The organism is Chitinophaga niabensis, assembly GCF_900129465.1.
In the GTDB taxonomy this organism is placed as follows: domain Bacteria; phylum Bacteroidota; class Bacteroidia; order Chitinophagales; family Chitinophagaceae; genus Chitinophaga; species Chitinophaga niabensis.
Genome location: NZ_FSRA01000001.1, coordinates 2,698,464 through 2,723,952, shown reverse-complemented (window position 1 = coordinate 2,723,952; position 25,489 = coordinate 2,698,464). Strand labels below are relative to the sequence as shown.

Below are 25,489 nucleotides of genomic sequence, written 5' to 3'. Positions count from 1 at the left end.
ATGGCAAATGAAGGCATGAAAAATCAGCGGGTGGTATTTGAGGTTTTTAGGTGGATTTTGCGGGAATTGAGGTGTTTTGCGGGAATAGAGGGTTTATGATGGAATTGGTGTCATTTGAGGGAATTTGAGCATGTTTTTTTGTCAGGTACCCCGGGTTGATACGGGATGGGTACGGGATTGATACGGGATTGCTACGGGAATGATACGGGATTGACAGGAGAAAAAGACAAAAGAGCTACTGTTTATAGTAGCTCTTTGCAAGCGCATGCGCCTTCATAGGCGATTATATTGTTGAAGGACGATTGGATATAGATTTTTAGATTCCCAGATCCCGCCAGATTGCCCCATTCCTCGTTACCAGTTTCTCCAGCTTCCCGCTTGCAGTTAACTCATCCAATATCCTCTCACTTTCATTCCTCGCCGTTCCTGTCAGTTCAGCAAACTCCTTTGCCGTCAGTGAATGATATGTTGAAAACACATAATCCCAGCTTGTATCATACGCATTCTTTACGGAAGCAGGCTGAAGCTTCAGCAAAGCACCTTCATAAACGCTATAAGGCTTAGACCCATACACCATTTCAGTTTTGCCTGTTACATCGGTAAAGAACATCGTAGGGAAGCCCCGGACCCCTAACTCCTTGCCTAACTTCAAATCTTCCTTAAATAGCTGCTGTGCTTTCCCTTCGTAATCCTTTTTAAACTGAACAATATCCAATCCAATGCTTTTAGCGGCAGATTCCAGGTATTCCCATTTGGTAATATTCTTCTTTTCCAGGAAAACCATTTCCCGGATTGCACGAAGGAACAGAATAGCTTTTCCATTGTCCTGCAGTTGTGCTGCTTTGAAAGCGATGGATGGGGGATAGGAGGACGGTAAAGGGTCTTCTATCCAAACATCGCCAATAATAGGCATATCATAATGGCGGCTCACTTCATCCCAATGGTGGGCAACATCGGAGGGTTTGCTGATGCCGCCGCTATTGTAGCTCCAATCCGGTAACAAACCACCCATCCGGTATTCTATTTCCATAACATCACCATATTCTAATTTAAGTTTCCGCAGTTGCGGCTCTATTCCCCAGCAGGAGGAACAAATAGGGTCAGTATAGTAAACCACCTTAATTGGTTTCTTTTCTGATCTGATAGTGCCTGCAGGGTTGTTTTGCTGCCCCGGCATTTCACAAACCCCACTTTCCGGATCACATAATAAAGGGTTGGTATTTTCCATCTTCTTATTTGTTTGCGCCTGGCAACTTTGGTTACCGGGCATTGTTAGCAGCAGCAGGAGATAGATAACTGGCTTCATTCGTTGAATAATTGCGCTTTCCTGTGCCATAAAATGTTATTTTTGCACAAATGTCAACGTCTCAGCTGGCATCTGCAATAAGTCAGTTTTTTATGACTACTAAAAAGGAAACAGAGGATAATGCAACCTGCCCTGCACAGGCACTTTTAAAGTTGCTGTCAGGCAAGTGGAAGCCGGAAATATTTCGTTTGGCTGTAGATAGCCCTTTACGGTTTAGTAGTTTACTCCGGCAGATTGAAGGATCTAATAAACAAACACTGTCCATTGCCTTAAAGGAGTTAGAAGAAGGCGGCTTGTTGCAAAAAGTTATCATAAAGGAGAAACCACTGCACATCGAATACAATCTCACCGAAAATGGGAAAGCCCTGATCCCAGTCTTTATACAGTTGGAAAGTTTGAAATAGCTCTTTTATTTTAAAAAAAACGGGCATTCAAAAAATAGTAAATTAGCCTTATTTAATCTTCACTATCATCTAATGAAGGGATCCTTACTATTTAAATTCGCAGCTACATGCCTGCTATTAACGGTTGCATGGCAGGTGAAAGCCCAGCCTGTAAAAGTAGAAATCGTGAAAAACGACAGTGGTTTTGTGCTGATGAGAGACCACAAACCTTATTTTATAAAGGGCGCGGGTGGCACCAGGTATATGGACAGGCTGGCAAAGTATGGCGGCAACTCCCTGCGTACCTGGAGTACCAGTAATGCCGGCCAGGACCTGGATAAAGCAGATAAACTTGGCTTAACGGTAACAATGGGGCTGGATGTGGCAAGAGAAAGGCATGGCTTTAACTATGATGATACTGCTGCGGTTCGTAAGCAATTGGAGAAACTTCGCCAGGAAGTGATCAAATACCGCAATCATCCGGCTTTGCTGATGTGGGGCATTGGTAATGAACTTAATCTCAGCTACAAAAATCCTAAGGTATGGGATGCGGTGAACGATATTGCTAAAATGATCCATGAGGAAGATCCTGATCACCCGGTTACAACCATGCTGGCAGGCGTAAACCCGGAGGTAGTAAAGCAGGTGATAGCGAGGTGCCCGGACCTTGATTTGCTGGCTGTACAGGTATATGGGGGCTTAGCGAAGGTGCCGCAACAGATCATAAATACCGGATGGAAAAAAGCGTATATCGTCACGGAATGGGGCCCAACTGGTCATTGGGAAAGTATCATCACCCCCTGGAAAGCAGCCATAGAGGAAACCAGCAGTGAAAAGGCGGAAGTGTACAGGAAACGTTATGAGGCGTCTGTGAAAATAGACAAAAGTTGCCTGGGATCCTATGTATTCCTGTGGGGGCAAAAGCAGGAACGCACGCCTACCTGGTATGGATTGTTTACGGAAGCGGGAGAAGAATCAGAGGTAATAGACGTGATGCAATATTTGTGGACGGGCAAATGGCCGGATAACCCTGCCCCTCACCTGGATTCGTTAACGCTGGATGGGAAGCGTGCCACCAGCTTTATTTACCTGCAACCAGGCAAAACCTACCCGGTGCATACTTACGTAAAGGGTCAGGGCCATCACCTCACTGCCCGTTGGGAACTATTACCCGAAAGCACGGACCTGAAGGAGGGCGGAGACCGCGAATCAAGGCCACAAGCCATACCAGGCCTGGTAAAAGCCAACCAGGCAGGGTGTACCCTGAAAGCCCCTGAAAAAACCGGCGCTTATAGGTTGTTTTTATACGTAAGTAATGGCAGGAATAAAGTGGCTACCGGCAACATTCCTTTTTTTGTAGGAACTCCTCCTCAAAAGTAAACCCAATAAATACTGTATTTTCATATTCACACAAAGTCTAAACCCTAATGAAAAAAATCCTTACCGGTTTCATCCTATTCGGATCAACCCTTACCTTAAAAGCACAACAGGATGCCCGCTTGCTTCGCTTCCCTGCCGTTCATGGTAACCAGGTGGCCTTCACCTATGCAGGTGATCTCTACACTGTTCCCGTAACAGGCGGTGTGGCACGGCGCATTACCAGCCATCCCGGCTACGAGATGTTTGCCCGTTTCAGCCATGATGGTAGAACAATTGCCTTCACCGGCCAATACGACGGCAATACGGAGGTTTTCATTATGCCCGCTACCGGCGGCGAACCGAAACGGATCACCTACACAGCCACCCTCGGCCGCGATGATATAGCGGACCGTATGGGCCCTAACAATATAGTAATGGGCTGGACGCCGGACGACAAACACGTGATCTACCGCAGCCGCGGTACCTCATTTAATGCATTCAAAGGCAAACTTTACCTGGCCCCGCTCAATGGAGACCTCAGCCAGGAATTGCCCTTCACCGTTGCTTCCTGGACCTCCTACAATGCCGATGGCTCCAAAATGGCCATGAACCGCGTATTCCGGGAGTTCCGCACCTGGAAGAATTATCGTGGCGGTATGGCGGATGATATCTGGCTGGTAGACCCTGCATCCGGTAAAGCAGAAAATATCACTAACAACCCGGCACAGGACATCTTTCCCATGTATCATGGCGATAAGATCTACTTCGTAAGTGAGCGGGACAGAACGGCGAACATTTTTGTATATGATACCAAAACAAAACAAACGCAGAAAGTAACCACCTTCAAAGAATTTGATGTCAAATTTCCATCGTTAGGCGATAATGCCATCGTGTTTGAGAATGGAGGATATATTTACCTGCTGGACCTCACCAATAACCAGGCAAGGAAACTGAACATCACCATCGCGGAAGATCTTGCCTCAGGCCGTTCCAAACAGGTAGATGCGGCTGACTTTGTGTATAGCTGGGACCTGTCGCCCGATGGCAAACGTGCTGTTTTCAGCGCACGCGGCGATGTGTTCACGGTTCCCTCCAAATCGGGCGTTACACGTAATCTCACTCAATCCAGCAACGCGCACGACCGCAATGTTGGCTGGAGCCCCGATGGAAAATGGATCAGCTACATCTCGGACCGTACAGGGGAAGATGAATTGTATATCCAGCAACAGGGCGGATCGCAGCCAGCGAAACAAATAACGAAAGGAGGAGGTTCTTATAAGTTTAATCCCGTATGGAGCCCGGATAGTAAATACCTGATGTTCGGTAACCGGGAACAGGACCTTTTTATAGTGGATGTTGTTTCAGAAAACAAAACACTGGTGGCGCATTCCGATGCGGGCACACTTGGATCATACACATTTGCGCCAGACAGCAAATGGATCGCTTTTACCGTTCCCGGTAAAGCACGTGAGTTCAGCGTGATCAAACTCTATCATATCGATACTAAGAAAACCATTGCCGTTACCGATACCTGGTACGACAGTGGCGGGCCACAGTTCAGCCCTGATGGGAAGCTCCTGTATTTTATATCTGAGCGCGACTTCAATCCCACTTACAGCAATACTGAATGGAACCATGCTTATACAGATATGGGCCGTCCTTATTTTGCCCGGCTCAGCGCCAGTGATAGATCGCCCTTAGCTGATAAGAACGATGAAGTGAGTGTGAAGGGAGACGCAGATACCAGCAGTAAAAAAACACCTGTTCCTGCAGGAAAAGGAGTAACTGTGGTGGTGGACGAAGAAGGCCTGGCAGACCGTATTGAAAGCCTGCCTGTATCTCCCGGATCTTACGGAGGGCTGTTACCTGTGGAAGATGGGGTTTATTATTCCTCTGGCACCCGCGGCCCGAGAGGGTTCAAATTCTTCAGCCTCACAGATCTGAAAGAAACAGAGATCGGCAACTTTGGCGGATACAGTGTTACACCAGATGCAAAGAAGATCATGTTCCGCACAGGGAACGATTTCTTTATTGAAAGCCTGGGTAAGTCAAAGATCACGCCTGCCAATAAAGTGGATCTGAGCGGATTAAAGATAACGGTAGACCTGAGAGCAGAATGGAAACAGATCTATGATGAAAGCTGGCGGCAGATGCGGGATTATTTTTATGATCCGAATATGCATGGCGTAAACTGGAAAGCCATGCACGACAAATATGCACCGCTGCTTCCTTATGTAAACCATCGCGATGACCTTACCTACCTGATCGGTGAACTGATCGGAGAATTGAGTATCGGGCACGCTTATGTTAACAGCGGGGACAGGCCTCCTATCAACCGTATTCAATTGGGCCTGCTGGGAGCAAGGTTCAGTCGGGATAAAAGCGGGTACTACCGTATAGACAGTATCCTGTCCGGCGAAAGCTGGAACAAAACACTGGTATCTCCCTTGCGCGCATCTGGCTTGAAAGTGAAAGCCGGGGACTATATCATTTCCATCAATGGAACCTCTATGAAGGTGGTCAATAATCTTTACGAAACGCTGGCCGGTAAAGCAGGCCAGTTTGTAGAAATTGAAGTGGCGGGTTCTCCATCGGCAACAAATGTGAGGAAGCTATTGGTGAAACCCATTGCCGATGAATCTTCTCTTTACTATCATGAATGGGTGCAGCAGAATATAGCCAAAGTGAATGCAGCCAGCGGCGGCAGGATCGGTTATGTGCATATCCCTGACATGGGGGTGGAAGGGCTTAACCAGTTCGCGCGTTATTTCTATCCGCAGCTGGATAAAGAAGCGCTCATCATTGATGATCGTGGTAACGGCGGTGGAAACGTATCGCCGATGATCATTGAGCGCTTATTACGGCGGCCATCGCTGGGCACTATGTTGCGGAACAGCAAAACAGCATCTATTAAACCGGATGCACATATAGGGCCAAAGGTTTGCCTGATCGATCAGTACTCAGCTTCCGATGGCGATCTGTTCCCCTGGCAGTTCAAATACAATGGTATTGGCCCCCTGATCGGTCAACGCACCTGGGGTGGTGTGGTTGGGATCAGCGGTTCGCTTCCGTTTATTGATGGCGGAGATATGCGGAAACCGGAATTCGCACATTTTGCGCCGGATGGATCTTCGTTTATCATAGAAGGGGAGGGCGTGCATCCTGATATTGAAGTGATCAATGATCCGTATGTTGAATACAAAGGCAATGATGTGCAGTTGACCCAGGGTATAAAAGTGCTGCTGGAGAAACTGGCGCAGGGCGGGAAAACAGGGGTGCCGAAGATCCCGGCGTTTCCGGATAAATCGAAGTAATGATTGATATCGATAGTAAAGCCGCATAGATCATAAGATTTATGCGGCTTTACTGTTTTTAGGGAATGAAGTTGATCGCCCCGCGCCGATCTTATCGGTGCGCGAAGGCTGGAATTAACTGATCATGTCAATTTCCCGATCAATACCAGGTCGGTGATCATTACACCGTCCTTATCAGGAGAGCTGAAACGCTTTAAATGGACCACTTCAAATTTATTTTCCTGCATGGCTTGCGTTAAATGATCTTCCCTGTGATAATTTACATACACCTGGTCACCTGAGCTTGATCTTTGAAATCTTGATTTGGTATGATCATTTTCCTCCATAGTGCTTACATAAAATACACCGCCTGGTTTTAACAATCCTGCTGTATCGGTGATCAGCGCAACGGCTTCATTGGGTGTTAAATAGGGCAGGCAGAAACCACACATGATCCCATCAAATCTCTTTTCGATATGGCCTATTTCACGGCAATCCATCAACTGAAATTCAGCTGTTGGATTATTGGCCTGTGCAAGGCTGAGCATATTGGGCGACAGGTCAATTCCCAATATATCGTAACCCGGTTTTTTATCCAGTAAGTACCGGGTGATGTTTCCGGGCCCACAGGCAATATCCAGGATAGATGCATTGCCGGCGGGTATGTTATCGCAGAAAAAATTGAAGGTATCGGCAAATAAGCTGACATCCATAAATTTATCCTGGTATATTTTGGCAGACTTGTCAAACGCATCGGCCGCTTCTACTATTTCCATAATTCCGGTTGTTATTTATTTTTTAAGCGAAGCCAGCAAGGGAAGCACCTCTTTGGTATAATACGGTTCCTCCGTACACCAGAAGATATAATCCAGCCTCAGATAGTTTTGCGCAAAATCGAGGATCTCAGGAACGGTTACTTTCTTATTAGTTTTCACATTAATTACATCATAATTTCCATCCTGAACGGCCACGCCGGTAATTACTTTGCCTGATAAAGCCCTGATCAGCGGATAGCTGTTAGCCATCTGGAAAGGTTTATTCACTTTAATGTCCGGCCCGCCCATTCCCATGTGAATTTCCTCGGCGTAGTCATAGAGTTCCTTAAGCCCTTCCTGCCCCTTAACCATAAAGTTGGCGTACAGGATGGGAGCGGATCTTCTAAAACATTCACGCGTCACCTTCATATACTGTTTTATGGCTGCTATATACACGTCGTCACTGAAACCTTGCGGCAGCTGTTTTTCGGAAATGTCAATGGACGTTTCAGGGAGGTTAATGCCTTCAATCCTGCCATCAAACTGTTCACTCAGCTTACGTAAAAGTTTAAAGAAGCGCTCCGCTACCATAGGGTCCCACCTTCTTGCAACATATCCATAACAATCATTATCGTCACATTGCCTTGCTTCACCTCCGTGATAGATAGTATCAGCTACCAGGTATTTGGGAACAGCATGGTTTTCTTTCAGGAAAGTGGCATCCTGGACCTGAATAAAGAGCTTTTTACCTTTGGAGGCCAGGAATCTGAGATCTTCTTCTATCTCGCTAAAGTTATAAATGTCCTTTTCAGGTTCCAGTTGCCGCCATGCATACCTGATCTGCGCACCTGTTATATTGGGATTGTTATAAAATGCAGGGTCATGGATCTTCTCCCGGTCCCTGCCGAAATAAGTGAAGTGTTTAATGGGTTTGGTATTAAATACCAGGCTTATTAGCAGGAGCATGATCTTCATAGTACACAAGTTAAAATAAAAAAAGAGCGCTACCATTACAGTAGCGCTCTTTTTATGGAAGTTATAACCCATTATTGTTTCACAACCTTCATCGTCTTGCTCTGAACCCCTTGCCTTACCGTGATATAATAAAGCCCCGGTTTCAGGTTTTGCCCAACCTGGTAATATGTACCGGCATTTATCCTCCTGGAATAAATTACACTACCGGCATTATCAACAATGTTAAGCAATGCTTCTGCTTTAGATGAAGAAGTCATCCTTACATTAAATCCACTGCTGGAAGGATTAGGAAACACTTCCGTTGAAAAATCCAGCCTGACGTTTGATCTGCTGCCAACCGCTGCGATCCCGTTCTGCAAACTTTCCAGCGTATCTGCCGTCATCAGCGTGCGCACCTCGATAGCAGCAATTGATCCGCTATAAGGATCATACAATCCTGTTTTAGGGTAGAAGAACACCTGTATCATACCTGCGCTGTTGGCTGTGGCCCTGATGGTCTTTATCACAGCCGTGTTCAGCCTGTTACCTGCTGCCTGGTACACATTGAAGTCAATAAGGCTGTCCAGGCCGTTAGTGGCTTTGATGCTGAAGATCCTTTTGTTCTTCTCCGCATCCTGTGGCTCAACAAAGTGCAGGCGGATGGCATACACGGTATTGGGTGTGAGATCGCGCAGGTAATAACGCATCTGGGTGATATTGCTTTTGAATACGCGCATGTACTCGTATACCTGCGGCGGAGCGGGATCGGTTACATAAGAGAGGTCCACCGGCGAATTCACTTTCTGTACCCAGGTATAACCTGCATGCCAGAGTTTGTCTGTGCCGGTAGGCCCTTCCGGAACATATTGTGCAAAGGTGGTATTGGCATATGGGCCGGCAGGGGTTGTTGTAGTACCTGCGTTGATACCGTAAATAGCCTTTTTGTTGGTCTTTAAAACTTCTATGCAAAGATCATCCAGCCATACGTGACCGGGGCCTTCTTTAGCGATCCAGTAAGTGAGGCCAACCGCGCTGTCAGGTACGGTAATGGTATCCCTTATCTGTACCCAGTTATCATAGTATGCGGCTCCATGTACATCTCTTGAAACGGACGCAGTACCAGTGGCAGCACCAAGGCTATCCACAAATCCAACGCCGTATCCGGCCCACCAGGGGTAACCGTCCGCACCTCTTTCTACCTTCACCCATTGCTTAAATACAATGATGCTGTTTCCTCTTACAGGGATAGTACCCTGGATGTTCATGCTGGTTTTGTCTTTATTAAAGCCCAGTGTTGCCGCTTTATCGCCGGAGTGGCCTTTACCGCTCACGGTGTACACTGCGCCGGTATTTGGCTGGCCTTTCAGGTAAGTGACCCAGTTGATCAGATCGCTTTCGAAGCCGTAGTTGGGTATACCGCCGCAGGAATCAAAGGGCACTACCGTTACGGGCAGTGTAGCTGAAACGCCTGAAGCATCTTGTGTATTGGCGGTGATAGTAGCAGTACCCTGTTTAATGGCAGTGATAATACCTGCACTATCAACGGTAGCCACTGTTGCATCAGAGCTGCTCCACACAACCGTTTTAATGGAGGTGTTGGCAGGAGAGAAGCTGAACTTCATCAGCAATGTATCCTGGGCACCAATGATAGCGGTAGAGGGGATCAGCGTAAGGCTGGTAGCTAATACATTGGCCACATGCACATTGGCCTGTGCAAAAATAGCCGGGTTATCAGCCGATGTGGCTTTGATGATAACATCGCCTTGTTTAATACCGGTGATGGTGCCATTGCTGCTTACTTTAGCCAGCAGCGTGTCTGAAGACGTCCATATTACCCCTTTATTGCTGGCTTTCGGAGGAGCGATGGCAGCATTCAGCTGGATGCCGGAGCCAACAAATACAGTAGCTGATGAACTATCCAGCGTTAAAGATGTAACCGGTATGTAAATTACGTTATAGTTTTTGGTAGCCGTAAAGCCGCCTTCAACAGACGTTGCGGTGATCGTAACCGTTCCCGCAGATCTTCCTGTTACAACGCCGTTCAGGTCTACTGTAGCTACTGCCTGGTTGGAAGAGGTGTATACCAGGTTCCTGTTAGTGGCATTCACCGGCGTAGTGGTCAGCTTCAATGTATCTTTGTAGCTAACATAGAGGTTGCTGCTGTCCGAATGAATGCTGATCCCCTGGAGTGGAATAATGCGCGCTTCAAGAGCAGCGATAGAGGCACTATGTGGATCGTTTGCGGCAACTTTGGGATAGAACCATACTTCTATCAGGCCTGCGCTATTTGCTTTCGCTTCAAGGGTGCGCGTTACAACAGTGTTCAGCTTATTCCCGGCCGCAGCATAAGGATTGAAATTGATCAGGCTGTCGCCGCTGATGGTCTTTACACTGAAGATGCGATTGGCCTTTTCTGTATTGCTGGGCTCTATAAAATGCAGGCGTACCGCATAGTTGGCGTTGGGGATCAGGTTACGCAGATAGTAACGCATCTGTGTAACGTTATTCCTGGAGATGCGCATGTATTCATATACTTTGCGCGGCGCAGGTTCTGTTACCTGGCTCAGGTCTACGGTTGCAGTGATGCTGCTATTCCCTGTATATCCTGCATGCCAGAGACCGGCGGTGTTGGCCGCGCCTTCGGGTACATACTGGCCGATAGTGGTAGCCTGGTAAGGTGTTGGCGGGTTTGCATTAGTGCCGGCATTGATCGCTGTCACAATGGTGTTCACAGTCAACTGCACAGTTTTGCTAAAGCCACCGTCTGCTGCAGCAATCGTGAGCGTGGTGGTACCCAGCTTCAGGCCCGTGACCACACCATTTGCATCCACACCCGCAATGGTACCATCGGCCACAGACCAGGTGAGTGTTTTGTTGGTCGTATTGGCAGGCACAACGGCAAAGCTGAGTTGCTTAGGTGTATTCATGGTGCCATAAACAACACTGTCTATCGTAATGCCCGTGGATATAGTAGGAGGGACCACAACAACCGGATGTGTATCCGTTTTCCCGCCATCGACCGATGTAATGGTGATGGTGGCATTACCGGTGTTGATGCCGCTCACTTTCCCGAACTGGTCCACTTTTGCGATGGTGGTATCGGAAGAGCTCCATACAATGGCCGGGTTAGTGGGGTAGGCGGGTGTGAGCTTAAAATTCAGTTTAGTGGTATATCCTTTCACCAGTGTGTCCGATGCAGGATTGATAATTTCCACGGACTGAACGGGGCCCGCTACAGGGGTACCAAAAAAGATACCGTTCCCGTGAGCGGAAATAAACATCCTTCCTTTATTGTCTGCCGTAATATTCGGTGCTACGCCCGGCAACCTGTCTAAAATGGTGGTCCAGGTACGCCCGGTATCGTCTGAACGGAAAGCGCCGTAGTTAATGCCATTGATGGGAATAGCCTGGCTGGTCACATACAGCGCAAGGTGCGCATTCACTGTTGTGTCGGACATGGCTGCAGCTATCCATTTGGGCTTGAAATCTTCACCCCCTACTTTGCTGAATGTTTTACCTGTATCTGTTGTATGGAAGAGCCCGCTGAATTGCGGATAGGATTCATTGTGAAAGGCAATCCACACATCGCCGGTTTTCCCGGGTGTTACTTCAACATTGGAAGTGGTGGCATAAGCTGAACCGTTCGGGTTGCTGCCTGCATTGGCTGTAAGGCCTGTGGCATCTGTTTTCACGAATGACTTTCCGCCATCGGAACTTACATAAAAAGAACCGCGGTCCCAGATATAGAAATAATCACCGTTCACTTTATCTGCTGCGAGGTGATTTTGCCCGGGGTACAGGTTCCACTGCGGGCCTGCAGGTAAGATGCCGGCAGAAACGCCGGTGGACTTTTGCCAGCTGGTGCCCAGGTTTTCTGACCAGTACACATTACCGGGACTGTTACCATCCATTTGCGTAAGCCAGAGTATATTCCTGCGGTTAGCGGACACGGCTACACGCCCGCGTATACCGGGTGATTGGGGGAAGAGGGTATAGGTATCTCCGCCATTGGTAGAGTAACCTGCACGCGAATAAGCCACTTCGTTAGTGGCCGGGCCGTCGCAGCCAACGCGTACAACAAACTCAGGATCGTTGTACTGGAAGGCTACGCCCGTCATGTTAAAAGCGTTGAAGATATTGGTGAACAAAGCAGTATTGGCCACATTACCCTGGTTCAGGGGCTCCGTAAGAGAGCGGTGATGTGCGCCACCCACATCCGCAGTAACGGAGAGCAGCAGGTTCTTGCCGCTGGGAGGAGCTACCAGCGGACCGGTTACCATGATCTCTTCCAAACCTACTACGCGTATCTTCCAGTTGGTAGGGGTTGCAAAGATGTTATCTGTGGAAAGTACGTCCAGCATATCATTTAACCACACGCGGTTGGGATAAAAAGGGTCCCAGTGGAAACCATAGGAATTATGGCCCGGTGCGTTGAATGGTACACCATCATTCTTCGAATGTGGCGCTTCTGTATTATCACGTGTGATCTGCCCCGGTGAGTAGGTGCCGGGTGCGCCGCCATGTGTTGAAATATAATAAGGGTCCTTTTGCCAGGTGCCGCGGGTACCTACAATGATATGATCTGAATTGGCAGGATTTACTGCAACTTTAATGAAGAACCTGTCGTTTTTATTCGGATCAGGATCGGGTTCTAAAGTTACGGGAGAGATGTTCTGCCAGCTGCCGTTCTTATACTTGTAAACACCCTTTTCCTGGTTCTCGGTTCCGGCAGATATGTACAGCGTTCCATCCGCGTGGATCGTGGCACGGATGGGGTATGCAGGGCTGTTGCTCATCAGCGTGAAAGAAAGCCCGCCGTCTTCCGATGCGTATACACCTGCCTGCCGGCCGATATAGATCCGTTTAGTAACCGTCTGGCTGTTTACAGTAACAGTGCCGGAGCTTTTATCGAAAAGAATAAAAGAACAATAGCCCGGTGTAGTGATGTTGCTTACCTGCGTCCAGCTGGTACCTGCATTTTGCGTTTTTAAAGCACCATGCGCGTCTGTTACAACCCACACATGATTACTGTTGGCAGGATCTACCTGTATACGATCGCCGAATGATTGTGTGCTGTTCGGGTGCACGGCGATAGGAACATTAAGGTCCGTCCAGGTATCACCCCTGTCAGTACTTTTCATAATGGTACCTACCGTGCTGGAGCCTTTACCGGGCCCGGAACCAGCACCGTTCTCTACCGTGGCATAAAGGATGTTACCGGTTGAATCGCTGGGGTCTATGGCAATGCTGCCGCAACGCTGGTGAAACTCCCAGCTCCAGTAGTTGAGCGGTATCTTTTTGAATAACATTAAGTGCTCCCACTTCTGCAGGTCTTTATTCCAACGGTAGGGAGTGCCTACATCTGTGGTGATGAAATAAAGATCGGGTACCAGCGGGTGCGCCACAAAAGAGGGGATGGCGCCGGAGCCACCTATCCGAACCTGGTTCCAGGTATAGGTTTGTGCGCGCACTCCCTGTGAGGCCGCCATGTAAAAAATGGCGAGTAATAGGGTGTAGCAAATCTTTTTCATGTGGAATTATTTAGGATTATATTGAACTATCCCTGATACATCATGCTGTGTCTTTGATTAATTCCATCCGTTTTTGACGGCTTTGGCTACGTTAGGATTATAGTTTTTTTCTGCATCAGGAATGGGGAATAGAAGATGTTTATCCTGGAAAGGTTGCGTACCTGTTCCTGGTTCAGCAGCCTTTTCTGCATTGATGGTTTGTTTGATGATACCCCAGCGCAGCAGATCGAAATAACGGGATTGTTCACCGCATAATTCCAGTTGCCTTTCACGCATGAGTATGTTCATGGCATTTGTTTTATCGCCCAGGCTGGTATATAAAAATGCGCCGGAGCGGGAACGAACACTGTCTATCAGCGCCAGTGGTGCATTGCCTGTATTGTTTTGCTGGATCTGTGCTTCGGCCAGCATCAGCATCACATCTGCGAGGCGGATCACCTGTCCGTTGATAGGGCTTTTAGGATCGCCGTATTTTTCCACGAGATGGTAATACTCGTATTTCTTCCAGCGATAATCTCCTTGTGGATCGGCGGCATCAAAAGGATACGCTTTTGGTCCGGTAGGGCATTGCTGGCAGAAAACGGTTTCACCGCCGGTAGCAACGGTGCCGTAGAAGGTGGATTTGGCACGGGGATCTGTATAGGGCAGGCCGGTGGCAGGATGGGTATAAGTGAATGCTTTAACGGCCGCGTTACTGATATATACATTCTTCCAGTTATCGTTAAAACCATACTCCATGGCACGACCGCTGTGTGTTTGTTTACCTACCTGTTCCGCACCGTTGCCGAACATATAATAGGGAGAACCAATGGCCCAGTCTGTCCACTGCTGGTTCATGATCTGGAAAATATTTTCAGGCGTGTTCTGATTGGTGGTACTGAAAACATTGTCATAGGAAGGATCAAGTTTGTAGGTGTATGGTGCCCCCATCAGTTTTTCGAGTTCCGTTTGTGCAGCGGCCCATTTTTTCTGGTACAGGTATACCTTGCCAAGCAGGGCCGTTACGGCACCTTTGGTAGCTCTGCCCAATTCCGCGGCGGGGTATACCACCGGTAATTCCGCTGTAGCCTGTGCTTCTGTAAGGTCTTTTTCTATTTGCTTCCACACATCGGCAGCGGCAGTGCGGGGTAAATAATTGTTATTAAGCGTGGTTTGATAGTCGGTGTACAGCGGCACATCCCCCCATAATACTACCAGGTGAAAGTAAGCATACGCACGCAGGAACTTTACTTCCGCGAGGTACTGGTTCAGCTTGGCGCGATCCACGGTAGCGGTAGGGTTCCAGGCAGCGGCCCGGTCTATCACCAGGTTGGTCCTGAAGATCATCCGGTACAGGGAGCCCCATAACGAGCTAAGATTGGCATTGTTGGTACCAAAGCTGTAATCGCCCAGTTCCTGTTCTGCACCCAGCAAAAAGCTGGCGCGTTTGGCATCGTGCCCCATCAGATCAAAAATATAGTAGTACTCCCTGGCCCATAGCCCGGGATGGAGCAATGTGGCGTAACTGGCAATGGTGGCCTGGTTCAGCGCGGTGATATTATTAAAATAAGTTTCATACGCATAGGCGCTCTGATCTACCAGGTCCAGGCGCGATTTCTTACATCCAGGTGCAATGCTCATCAGCACAGCTATCATCAGCAATTGATATATATACTTCTTCATAAGATCGTTTTTAACAATTAAAACCCTAATTGAATACCTGCCAGGAGTGTTCTTGGCTGCGGCACCTGGCCCAGGTCAATACCACGCGCAAAAATGTAGTCACCTACTACTTCCGGATCGTACCCGGTATAATTAGTGAGGGTGACCAGGTTTTGCGCAGCCACATAAATGCGGAGTGATTTAACAGTGCCTTTGGTGATATTGCTTAACATGGTTGAGGGAGCGCTGTAGCCAATGGTAATGTTCCTCAAACGCAGGTAACTGCCATCTTCCAGCCACCAATCTGATGGGCGGAGGTTACCGTTGCCGGTGGTATTCTGGCCCAGCCTGGGTAAAGCCGCTACATCACCGGGTTTGCGCCACCTGTTAAGGAGCTCGGTAGATGCATTATGACCGGTGGCCATAGCACTGGTATTTAATTTTAAGCCGTTGAGGAGTTTCAATCCGCTGATACCGGATAACACCAGGTTGAGGTCAAAGTTCTTATATGTTATACCGGCATTGATGCCATAGATATATTTTGGAATAGCATTGCCTAATATTTCCTGGTCCTTTGCAGTTACTACACCATCACCGTCAATGTCTTTATAGATAAAGTCTCCCGGTAATAGTCCATCCTGGTATTTAGCATTAGGCCTGCCTGTTTTCTTTGCGGCTGCCTCATCAAGCGCTGCTACTTCTGCTGCATCTTTAGCTACATGATCTAAGCGATAGCCATAAAAGGAACCAATAGCATAACCGGCAGCAGTATAGGTAGTAGCCGGCACAGGGGTGAAGGCACCTGCCTGTATAGGCGCGGAAAACTGGTCTCCTAAAGACAGTACTTCGTTGTGGTTGACAGATCCGTTTACACTTACGTTAAAGCTGAAATTATTGTTGATCTTATCCTTATAACCAATGGTGAGTTCAAAGCCTTTATTTCGTGCATCTGCAGCATTGACCGTTTTCCTTGGTTGCGCGCCGGTGGGGCTCACACCAATACTGGCGGGCAGCATGGTGGTAACCAGCAGCCCGGTACTTTTACGGTCATACCAATCGGCTTCTACCGTGAGGCGGTTATTTAGAAATACCAGGTCGATGCCTATATCTGTCTGGTTGGTCTTCTCCCATTTCAGATCAGGATTGCTTACAGTAGTGATCGTAGTACCGGATACAAATGTTTCCGTGCTGCCAAAGGAATATACGAGTGCGCCTGCAGGTGTACCCTGGTATGTTCTGGCGGTGTTCAGGAAGTTGGGAATATTGTTGTTACCGGTTTGCCCCCAGCTTACACTCAGCTTTCCATCGCTCAGTACAGGGAGTGCTTTTTTGATAAACCCTTCTTCTGAAAAGCGCCATGATAAACCTCCTGCGGCAAAATTACCAAAGCGGTTATTAGCGCCGAAGTTGGAAGCACCATCCCTGCGATAGCTGGCAGACAGGATGTATTTATCATCAAAGGTATAGTTGAGCCGGCCATAATAAGAGATCAGGGAAGGACGGGCATAGTTGGAATAACCGCTGGTAACAGCCTGGGAAGAAGCTACCGTAACATTGGTAATATTATCGTTCGGCTGACCGGTACCCCTGATGCCGGAACCGTTGGTTTGCCCGGGATCTATATAGCTTTGCCCTGCGATCAAAGAGAACTGGTGATTGCCCAATACTTTGTCGTAAGACAAATAGTTTTCCAGCATGTAATAAGCGTTCTCCGAAAAAACGAGCGTGGATTGGCGGGCCTGGTTCAGGAAGTTGGAGGACTGGTATTGTTTCTGGTAACTGTTGCTCCGGCTGGAATTCACTTCTGCGGCAAACTGTGAACGGAATTTCAGTCCATCTATGATCCGCACTTCAGCAGACAGCTGTGGGAAAAAGGCCAGCGATTTGCTTGTTTGGCTCCTCATGGCAATATCCTGCAGGGGATTGCTGGCATTGCTATAGTCGTCTATGTTGGAGAGGATTGAATATCCTCCCTGTATAGACGGATCCAAAACTGGTTTATAGGGTGCGTACTGAATAGCATTGATGATATTGGCATAGTTACCATTGCCCACATACTGCCTGAATATCAGGTTTTGCGTAAACCGGAAGCGGCCCAGGGTTTCTTCAAGGCCCACACGCGCCTGGAACCTTTTGTTGGTAGCATCGGTTAAGATGGCCTGTTGATTGATATAGGTGGCAGAGATGGAGTAGTTCACTTTTTCACCACCGCCGCTGATGTTCAGATCGTTTTCAGATACAAGGGCATTGCGGAAAATAGCATCCTGCCAGTCAGTGCTGTCCTTTAATACGGCGGGGGTATTAAATTTGGCGGGCAGCACGGCATTTTTGGTGGCGGCCAGGTCTTTCAACGCATCCACATACTGCGCTGCATTCAGCAGGTCCAGTTGCTTCCAGGCTTTAGCTATGCCCCATTGTGAAGTAAAGCTAACACGGGGCGGGCCGGCCTTTCCTTTTTTGGTGGTGATGATCACCACACCATTGGCGGCGGCGGAGCCGTAGATAGCAGTGGAAGAAGCATCCTTGAGAACCGTTATGCTTTCTATATCCTGGGGATTGATGGTATTAAAAAGGTTTTTGGTGCCCTGGATACCATCTATCACATACAGCGGATTGATGTCAGTAAAGCTACCGGTACCGCGGATGATGATCTGTGCATCTGCACCTGCTGCGCCGCTGCTTTGCAGCACCTGTACACCGGCAGCTTTACCGATGAGCAATTGAGAAGGATTGGTGGCATTTACTGCACCGGCTTCTTTCACCGATATCACATTGAAAGCGCCGACTACATCTTTTTTCCGGGCAGTGCCGTAACCGATCACCACAATGTCGTTCAGGGCAGATACCGTTTTCACGAGGCGTACAGAGTACGTTAATGTGGCGCCCGGTTTAAGCTGAACATTGCTGAACTGTTGTGTTTCAAAGCCCATGTAAGAAACACTGAGTAAATATTTGCCATCCTGTGGTAACCCGGAAAAACGGAATACGCCGTTGCTGTCTGTAATAACACCGGCAGAATATTTTGTTTTTTCATTCAGCGCCACAACGGAGGCATTGGGCAGGAGCTCCCCCTCATCTGTACGGACGGTGCCGGTTACCTGCATGCGGACTTGTGCCTGTGTGAACATGGAAACACCTGATAGCAATGTGCATAGCAGCAGGAGCCAATTTGGTCGATAGAACATCTTCATAACTGAAATTTATTTTATAATGCGGGGCATAGTAAGCCCCTGGCGTCTTTGCGCCTTTTTAGGAATAGAGCGATATAGTCTTGAATTATTTCTTTTTAATAATAAATCCGCTGTCGTTTCGGATGAGCTTCAGATTATTGGGAAGTGTTAAGTCGGTCAGGATCTTCTCCAGTGAATCTGTCTTTTCAAATTTGCCATCAAAATAGATCTCCGTCACATCTGATGGATAATAATAGATGGCTACGCCGTAATAGTTACTCAGCTGATCGAGTACCTGTGCCATTGGTTGATTGTTAAACTTATACCAGTCGGGCTTGGCATGGCTGTCTCCATTGTTTCCTGCTTTTACCAGTATGTCCGTGCCCGTGGTATTGAAGTTGGCTACAACGGTTTTCCCGGTTTTGCGGTAATAACGAAGCTCCTTGCCGGGAGTGAGCACTGTCTTTTTATCAGTGACGCCCTGTACCAATACTTTACCGGTGTTTAGCCGAACGGTGATCATGTCTTCCCCGGGAATAGCCTTCACATGAAAAAAGGTACCCAGAACGGTGGTGGATAGTTCGCTGCTATACACAACGAAGGGATGTAGTTGATCGGCTGCTACTGTAAAATCTGCTTCTCCTGTCAGGTATATGGTCCTGTTTTCTCTGAACTGTTTATTATATACTATGCTGGCTGTTGGTTGCAGCTGTACTACGGAACCGTCCGGTAATGCAACGGTCATGGCTTTGCTGCCGGTATTTTCCTGCCGTTCCTGTTGTTCGGCCGGAATGGTGACTGCTGTTTCGCCGGTAATGTTTACTGCTTTTTTATCATTGCGGTTTACCAGCAGCAGCGCGCCTGCAACCAGCACGCCGGTTGTTACTGCGGCGATGGCCAGCCGTTTAGCCCATTTGGTACGGCTATTGGCCAATACTGTTTGCTGATGAATATTTTTCAGCCACTGTTGGGAAACAGTTTCTGGAAGATCGTTGTTCTCCCGTAATTGCAAAAATTCTTCTTCCGGCAAATATTTCTCCAGCACCTCCGGGTGTTCCTGCAGGTACGTGGCTACCTCACGGGCTTCTTCAGGAGTGCATTGATCATTAAAGAACCGTGTCAGTAATTCATCATTTATCATGTTGTGTACGGCTGATAGATAAGTAATACGTTTGTGAGGGGCAGACTACTTAGTCCGGGCAAAAAAATATTTTCAGAACGGGAAAAGCCAGGCCAGGAGGGGCAGGAGCAGGCCGAAATAATGTTTGATCTGCTTAATGGCCTGGAAAATATGTGCTTCTACTGTTCTGGACGATAGGGAAAGCTCCTGCGCGATCTGTTGGTGGCTCATACCTTTAAAGCGGCTCATTTCAAACACCTTACGGCGCATGGGGGGCATTTCTTCCAGGGCATGGGCGAGTTTGTGCTGTAACTCCTTTTCGGCCAGTTTGCCCCAGAGTTCTTCTGATGGCAGCGTGTACCGGTCTATGATGTGGATCACCTTTTCTTTATATACGGTTTCCTTACGGAGGAAATCGATCAGGGTGGTACGGGCAATCCGGAAGAGCTGCAGATGTGCATCAAGATTGTCTGACAGGCTTTCCCGGTAGTTCCAGAACTTGATGAAGGTAAGTTGTGTCACCTCCTCTGCGATGAAAGAAGACTTTGTTTTCCGAAGAATGAAATAGTAGATCCTTTGGTGCCAGGAATAGTATAATTCATTAAATACCAAAAGGTTACCTTGTTTCAAAGCAGCTATAGTATTCACAACATGGTGTTTTGCTACAGCAATTTAGAAAAATTCCCTTGGGTTATTTTTATATTTTGCAAGTCTTCCATATGGCAGATCATAAAACCATACGCAGCGATTTTGAAAGCTCATTCAAAAACCGGCTGTTAGTCTGAAATAAAAAAAGAGCGCTGCTATTAACAGCAGCGCTCTTTTTTATAGTGTGTGATCATCTATTGCCAACCCGGATTCTGCCCCAGGGCCGGATTCCTGTCCCGCACAGCCTGCGGGATCGGATACAAATATTTGGCATCAATCCATTGACGCTGCCCGGGATTCCACATCACTTCACCTGATGTACCATTAGAGAGTTGTAAACGTCCCACAGCAGTGGAAGGGCTTACATCCACAAATGCAATACCGGGTGTGGTGGAAGGTGGTTTGGTACCCTGGTAGAAATATACATCCTTGGTACCATCTCCATTCAGATCATATTCGCCCAATGCAGGAACATACATTCCATTCATAGGGGCACTCTGGAACAATTCACCCAGCTTCCAGCGCCTCAGATCATCCGGACGAAGGCCCTCGAAGATCAGTTCCACACCTCTTTCACGAAGTACTTCCAGCAATACGGGATTGGTGAACTTGTTGGCGAAGAACGTAACCATGTAAGGATCCGGAACTGCAGGCACTGTTGTAAGTGTAACACCAGTAATGCCCGCTCTTTTGCGCAGCGCACCGATGGTGGCAGCCCAGTCCGCAGCTGTCATCCTGTTCAGCTCAGCGAGTGCTTCTGCTTTGTTGAGCAACACTTCTGCCCAGCGCATAACAATATGTGCATTGTCGTTACGGCTTTCATCGTCGAAGGGGAAACGTTCGTCATAGCACCATTTGATAGGCTGATAACCGGTATAGGTCTGGCTGAAATTCGGTGGCGCAACAACAGGCGAACCGTTTTCTGTTCTACGGTAATCTCCCAGGCGGATCGTTTGTTTGAGGCGGAGATCACGATTTTTCACTTCATCCACGAAAGGTGTTGTGGCATATCCTGCATTGCTGGTGAAGGGGGTACCATCCAGGTTGAGGTAAGTATTGATAAAACGGCGTGTAAGGCTGGGGCGGTTACCATACGTTGGGCTGATGAACCGGCGGTTTGCCGAGCTGAATACCTGGAGACTGCTGCTCAGTGCTACGGAAAGGATCGTCTCGTCTGCGAATGCAGATTTCGCAATGAACAGCTCGCGGTATCCCCTGTCCGGTGTAGCGCCTGCGTGCAATGTAAAACCAGTGATAGCGTTTGCTTCTTTCACTACTTCCTCAAACCAGGCATCGGCAGTGGCTTGCTTGTTATAGCTCGTATGATATTTACGCAACGATGCTTCGAACAGGCAGATGCGTGTTTTGTAAGCGCGGGCCACATTTTTGGTGATGCGTGTGCAGCTTGGGTCGGCAGTCAGCGTGATGTTTTCTATCGCATAGTTGAGGTCTGCCAGCACTTTGTCCATCACATCAAACCTGTTATCGCGTGGCGCTTTCAGCTTTGCCGTGTCGGTGATGTCTATCGGTTTATCGATCCAGGGTACATCGCCGAACCTTTTTACTTTCTCGTAGTAGAACAGGGCGCGGAAAAAGCGTGCTACGCCAAGGAAATGCCCTTTGGTGGATACTTTACTCTTTTCTGCGTTTTCAATGAAGTAATTGATGTTGCGCAGGTCCGTCCAGGACCAGCCGGAGCTGGTGATAGGAGAAAGGGCGTTTGGTGCCAGGTAGTTGTCTACGCCGTTCCGGGCTACGAGGTCTGAATTATCGTCATCCTGGAATACGCCTACATCCGTATTGGGGAGCAGGTCATAGAACGAGTTGGAATATAATTCCAGGCCGCTTTCAGAACCGAACACCGCTTCATTGGTGGCAGTGTCTACCGGCACTTCATTCAGGTCACAGGAGCTGGCTGATAACAGCAACAGCAGCGTGAGTGTATAGTTGAATATTTTTCCTGTCGTCATGATTTAAAAATTAAGGGTCAAACCAATTGATACCGCTTTCAGCATGGGATAGTTATAACCATCGCCGCTGGTGCCACCGCTCAGATCACGGTCAGAGCCGTAGATATTGGTCACGTCTGTATCGCGTGTCCATTTGTACATGGGCGACCATGTCCAGAGGTTTTCGCCGGACACATACACCTTCAGGTCGCGGGCATGGATCTTAGATACGAGGCGTTGCGGGAGCGTATAACCGATCTGTATATTCCTCAGCCTGATATAGGCTGCATTCTGCAGATAACGGTCATTGGCCACTTGTAATGCACGGCCGGTTCCCTGGGCTATATAGCCAACAAGGCGGGGCAGGTAGGCATCGAAATTTCCCAGCTCTTCGCGGAACATATTGTTTTCCTGCCAGCGTGGGTAGGCGTTATAAGGGCGGTTATACATTCCCCAGAAACGGGCTTCTGCTGAAGGGTACCAATCCTGTTTCATCACTCCCTGGAAGAAAGTGGAAATGAAGATCCCGTTCCAGTCGCCATAAAGGCTCAGCCCATATGTATAACGCGGTTCGGAGTTACCGATAATGGTTTTATCACCGGAGTTCCCTACGCGGTTCAGGCCCTGGTAGATCGTATTGTCGCCATCCAGGTTCCTGAACTTGAGATCGCCTACATAGTTCTTGCGGGTATTGGTGCTGGGCACATTTGCCTGTGAGGGTGATTTGGCAATATCGTCAGCAGATCTGAACAGTCCTTCTACACGGTATCCCCAGATCTCACCCACGCGCTGACCTTCATAATAGTCGGTCAGGTTTTTATCCGGGTTGTTGTATTTGGTAATGTCTGACCATGAATCGGCTAAGGCAACCCTTACGCCATAAGTAAAGGGTTTCGATGCCATGTCAAACTTGTCGTCCCAGCTAACAGACAACTCCCAGCCGGTAGTTTCAAGGTCCGCATAGTTACCAAACGGCTGCGTGGTACCGAATACTTCCGGTACATTGGGCCCAACGGTAAACATGTCTTTGGTCCAACGCCTGTAAAAATCACCTGTAAATGTCAGGCGGTTATTGAGGGCGGAGAAATCGAGGCCCAGGTTACCAGTGGTGGAAGTTTCCCATGTGAGCCCATCCGGTAACACTACCGGTTGACGGGTAGCCTGTGGCCGGACGCCATTGATGATGCGGCCGGACTGCGAGATGGAGAATTTTTCGTAAAAGGTGTAAGGGCTGATGTTCCCGTTACCCAGCGAACCATATGAGGCACGTAGTTTAATATTCGACAATACTTTTGGACTCACAGTCCAGAATGGTTCTTCAGACACTCTCCAGCCGGCAGATACAGAAGGGAAGAATGCCCATTGCTGATCGGTAGGGAACTTGGAAGAACCATCATAACGTCCGTTCACTTCCAGCAGGTAACGTTCGCGGAAGTTATAGTTAATGCGGTAGAAGCCGCCTGCGATGGCCCATTTCTGGTAACCGCCGGTGGTAGTGATGCTCTGGCCAAGCGCCAGGCTGATATCGTCTGCAGCACCATACACAACACCGTTACGCTGTGCTGTTAAATTGCTGTAAACAGATTGTTCGTAGTTGAAGCCAGCCAGGAAAGTGAAGTTATGGCCACCGCTGAACTGGTGTTTGTAATCTGCATAAAAGTTGGTGGCGAGATAATTGGTGGTTCTTTTCCGCTCCTGCAGATCGTTGGTATTGGTACCGGTATAACCTATCACACCTTTATAACGGCTGTAGGGCACCTGTACGCGGTTCTGCTGGGAGGCTACATCCGTGCTCTGGAAAGTAAAGTCCGCGCGGATGTTCAGCTTGTCGTCCAGGAAGTGTGCCCTGGCGCCAACCCTGTTCTTAAGGAAACGTTGTGTGGCATCAACAGCGTTCCGGCCTATGTAATAATCACCCACCGTATAGGCTGCTGAAAATGACAGCGTACCGTCCGGATTCAATAAGGGAGCTAATGGGTGGCCTTCATCTGCAATATTCCTGTATACACCGCTACCTTCACCAACGTTCAGCGGCTGGTGATACTTCTGCGTGGAAAACTCCATGTTGTTGTCGATCAGCAGCCAGGGCGTTAAATGCATGCTGCCTTTTGCACGCAGGTTGTACATCTTATAGTTGTCGCTATTGTAGCGGAACAAACCATCCTGGCCGTTGTACCTACCGCTCAGGTAAAAAGTAGCTTTGTCGCTTCCCCCGGAAAGGGACAGGTTATGTTCCTGCGCGCCAAAATTTTTCTTATATAATTCATTGTACCAGTCGGTGCTGTAATAGTATTGGTATTCATTGGTACCGGGCGTCACTTCTATTCTCGGCAAAGAAGGGTCTTCATATCTTCTCTTTATTTCCGCGAGGTAAGTGGGAGAGAAGCTGATGGTTTTATTGATCGCCGTAGGCGTGCTACCGTTGTCGTTCCACCTGGACCATGCATCGCTGAATGCTTTTGCCCATGGATAGGAATCGGTGATATTGTCCGGTATGGTAGTAGGCGATTTGATAGCATAGTTTGCGGAATAGGAAAGGCTTGTTTTTCCTGCCACGGGCATCTTAGTGGTAATAAGCACTACACCAAATGCGGCACGCGCTCCATAAATAGAAGCAGATGCAGCATCTTTCAAAACGGAGATGCTTTCCACATCGTTGGGGTTGAGCATGCGGGGATCACCTTCCACACCATCGATCAGCACCAATGCACTACCGCCCTGCCCGATGGAAGTAGTTCCGCGGATGTTAAATGAAGGGGATTGCGTAGGTTTTCCGTCCAGCATCCTCAGGTTCAGGTTCGGTACCACTCCAACAAGGCCCTGGGCCAGGTTGGGTACGGGGCGGTTCCGAAGTGCAGCCGGGTTCACCTGGTCTACAGCTCCGGTGAGGTTCACTTTCTTTTGTGTACCATAACCCACTACCACTACAGCGTCGAGCGATTTTGAATCAGGCACGAGTTGCACATGGAGTGTGCCGCTTTGCCCGGGTTTCAGCTCCTGGCTAAGGAAACCGATATACGAAAACACCAGGATGGTATTTTCATTTGGTATATTGATAGCATAATTACCCTCGGCATCAGTGACCGTACCGGTAGTGGTGCCTTTGATCATAACGCTCACCCCGGGTAAACCCTCTCCGGCATCGCTGGTCACCCTGCCTGTAATACGCCGGTCGGCCTGCGATACAACGGTATGCGAATGAGGTGCTAAAGAAGCAGTGGTTGCCCGGCTTGCCGGGCTTCCCAAAAGGAGCAATGCCATGCATGCCCATGTTCTCTGATGGGCGCACCACATCAGATTAAGCCTTTTCTTTAAGAAATGCATAAGATTTGATTTAGACGATGGTAGAAATAAACGAATAGAATAAAAGCGATAGATAG

13 protein-coding genes are annotated in these 25,489 nt (G+C 48.4%); 3 read left to right on the top strand and 10 right to left on the bottom strand.

What is annotated here, in order from left to right; genetic code table 11:
• Nucleotides 1-316 precede the first annotated feature (316 nt).
• Nucleotides 317-1,306 carry a ClpXP adapter SpxH family protein gene (locus BUR42_RS10595; protein ID WP_200798246.1) on the bottom strand — a complete coding sequence of 330 codons (990 nt, stop codon included), beginning with the start codon at nt 1,304-1,306 and terminating at the stop codon, nt 317-319.
• 50 nt (nt 1,307-1,356) lie between these two features.
• Between BUR42_RS10595 and BUR42_RS10590 the strand changes: the two genes are divergently transcribed.
• The 3 genes from BUR42_RS10590 (at nt 1,357) to BUR42_RS10580 (ending at nt 6,362) form a co-directional block, all read left to right on the top strand.
• Nucleotides 1,357-1,710, top strand: a complete 354-nt coding sequence (locus tag BUR42_RS10590) for a winged helix-turn-helix transcriptional regulator (RefSeq protein ID WP_234979650.1) — start codon at nt 1,357-1,359, stop codon at nt 1,708-1,710.
• A 72-nt stretch (nt 1,711-1,782) separates the two neighbouring features.
• Entirely contained in the window at nt 1,783-3,069 is a 1,287-nt protein-coding gene (locus tag BUR42_RS10585; protein ID WP_084185505.1) for a glycoside hydrolase family 2 TIM barrel-domain containing protein, read from the top strand.
• Between the two features lie 47 nt (nt 3,070-3,116).
• Complete coding sequence (locus BUR42_RS10580; protein WP_074239201.1) at nt 3,117-6,362, top strand: S41 family peptidase; 3,246 nt, start codon at nt 3,117-3,119, stop codon at nt 6,360-6,362.
• 122 nt (nt 6,363-6,484) lie between these two features.
• On the opposite strand, the gene BUR42_RS10575 is transcribed toward BUR42_RS10580, so the two are convergent.
• The 9 genes from BUR42_RS10575 to BUR42_RS10535 form a co-directional block, all read right to left on the bottom strand.
• Complete coding sequence (locus tag BUR42_RS10575) at nt 6,485-7,117, bottom strand: class I SAM-dependent methyltransferase (RefSeq protein ID WP_074239200.1); 633 nt, start codon at nt 7,115-7,117, stop codon at nt 6,485-6,487.
• 15 nt (nt 7,118-7,132) lie between these two features.
• Nucleotides 7,133-8,071 carry a hypothetical protein gene (locus BUR42_RS10570; RefSeq protein ID WP_074239199.1) on the bottom strand — a complete coding sequence of 313 codons (939 nt, stop codon included), beginning with the start codon at nt 8,069-8,071 and terminating at the stop codon, nt 7,133-7,135.
• Nucleotides 8,072-8,142: 71 nt separating this feature from the next.
• Nucleotides 8,143-13,581, bottom strand: coding sequence for an Ig-like domain-containing protein (locus BUR42_RS10565; RefSeq protein ID WP_084185504.1), 5,439 nt, complete (start codon nt 13,579-13,581; stop codon nt 8,143-8,145).
• Between the two features lie 57 nt (nt 13,582-13,638).
• A complete protein-coding gene (locus tag BUR42_RS10560) occupies nt 13,639-15,243 on the bottom strand; it encodes a RagB/SusD family nutrient uptake outer membrane protein (protein WP_074239197.1) in 1,605 nt (534 codons plus the stop codon).
• A 17-nt stretch (nt 15,244-15,260) separates the two neighbouring features.
• On the bottom strand, nt 15,261-18,413 hold the full coding sequence (locus BUR42_RS10555) for a SusC/RagA family TonB-linked outer membrane protein (RefSeq protein WP_084185503.1): 3,153 nt from the start codon (nt 18,411-18,413) through the stop codon (nt 15,261-15,263).
• A gap of 85 nt (nt 18,414-18,498) precedes the next feature.
• On the bottom strand, nt 18,499-19,533 hold the full coding sequence (locus BUR42_RS10550; RefSeq protein ID WP_074239195.1) for a FecR family protein: 1,035 nt from the start codon (nt 19,531-19,533) through the stop codon (nt 18,499-18,501).
• A gap of 72 nt (nt 19,534-19,605) precedes the next feature.
• Nucleotides 19,606-20,160, bottom strand: coding sequence for a sigma-70 family RNA polymerase sigma factor (locus tag BUR42_RS10545; protein ID WP_074239194.1), 555 nt, complete (start codon nt 20,158-20,160; stop codon nt 19,606-19,608).
• Nucleotides 20,161-20,354: 194 nt separating this feature from the next.
• Nucleotides 20,355-22,130 (bottom strand): RagB/SusD family nutrient uptake outer membrane protein, encoded by a 1,776-nt coding sequence (locus tag BUR42_RS10540; RefSeq protein ID WP_074239193.1) that lies wholly within the window; start codon nt 22,128-22,130, stop codon nt 20,355-20,357.
• A 3-nt stretch (nt 22,131-22,133) separates the two neighbouring features.
• Complete coding sequence (locus BUR42_RS10535) at nt 22,134-25,370, bottom strand: SusC/RagA family TonB-linked outer membrane protein (RefSeq protein WP_200798245.1); 3,237 nt, start codon at nt 25,368-25,370, stop codon at nt 22,134-22,136.
• Nucleotides 25,371-25,489: the final 119 nt, after the last annotated feature.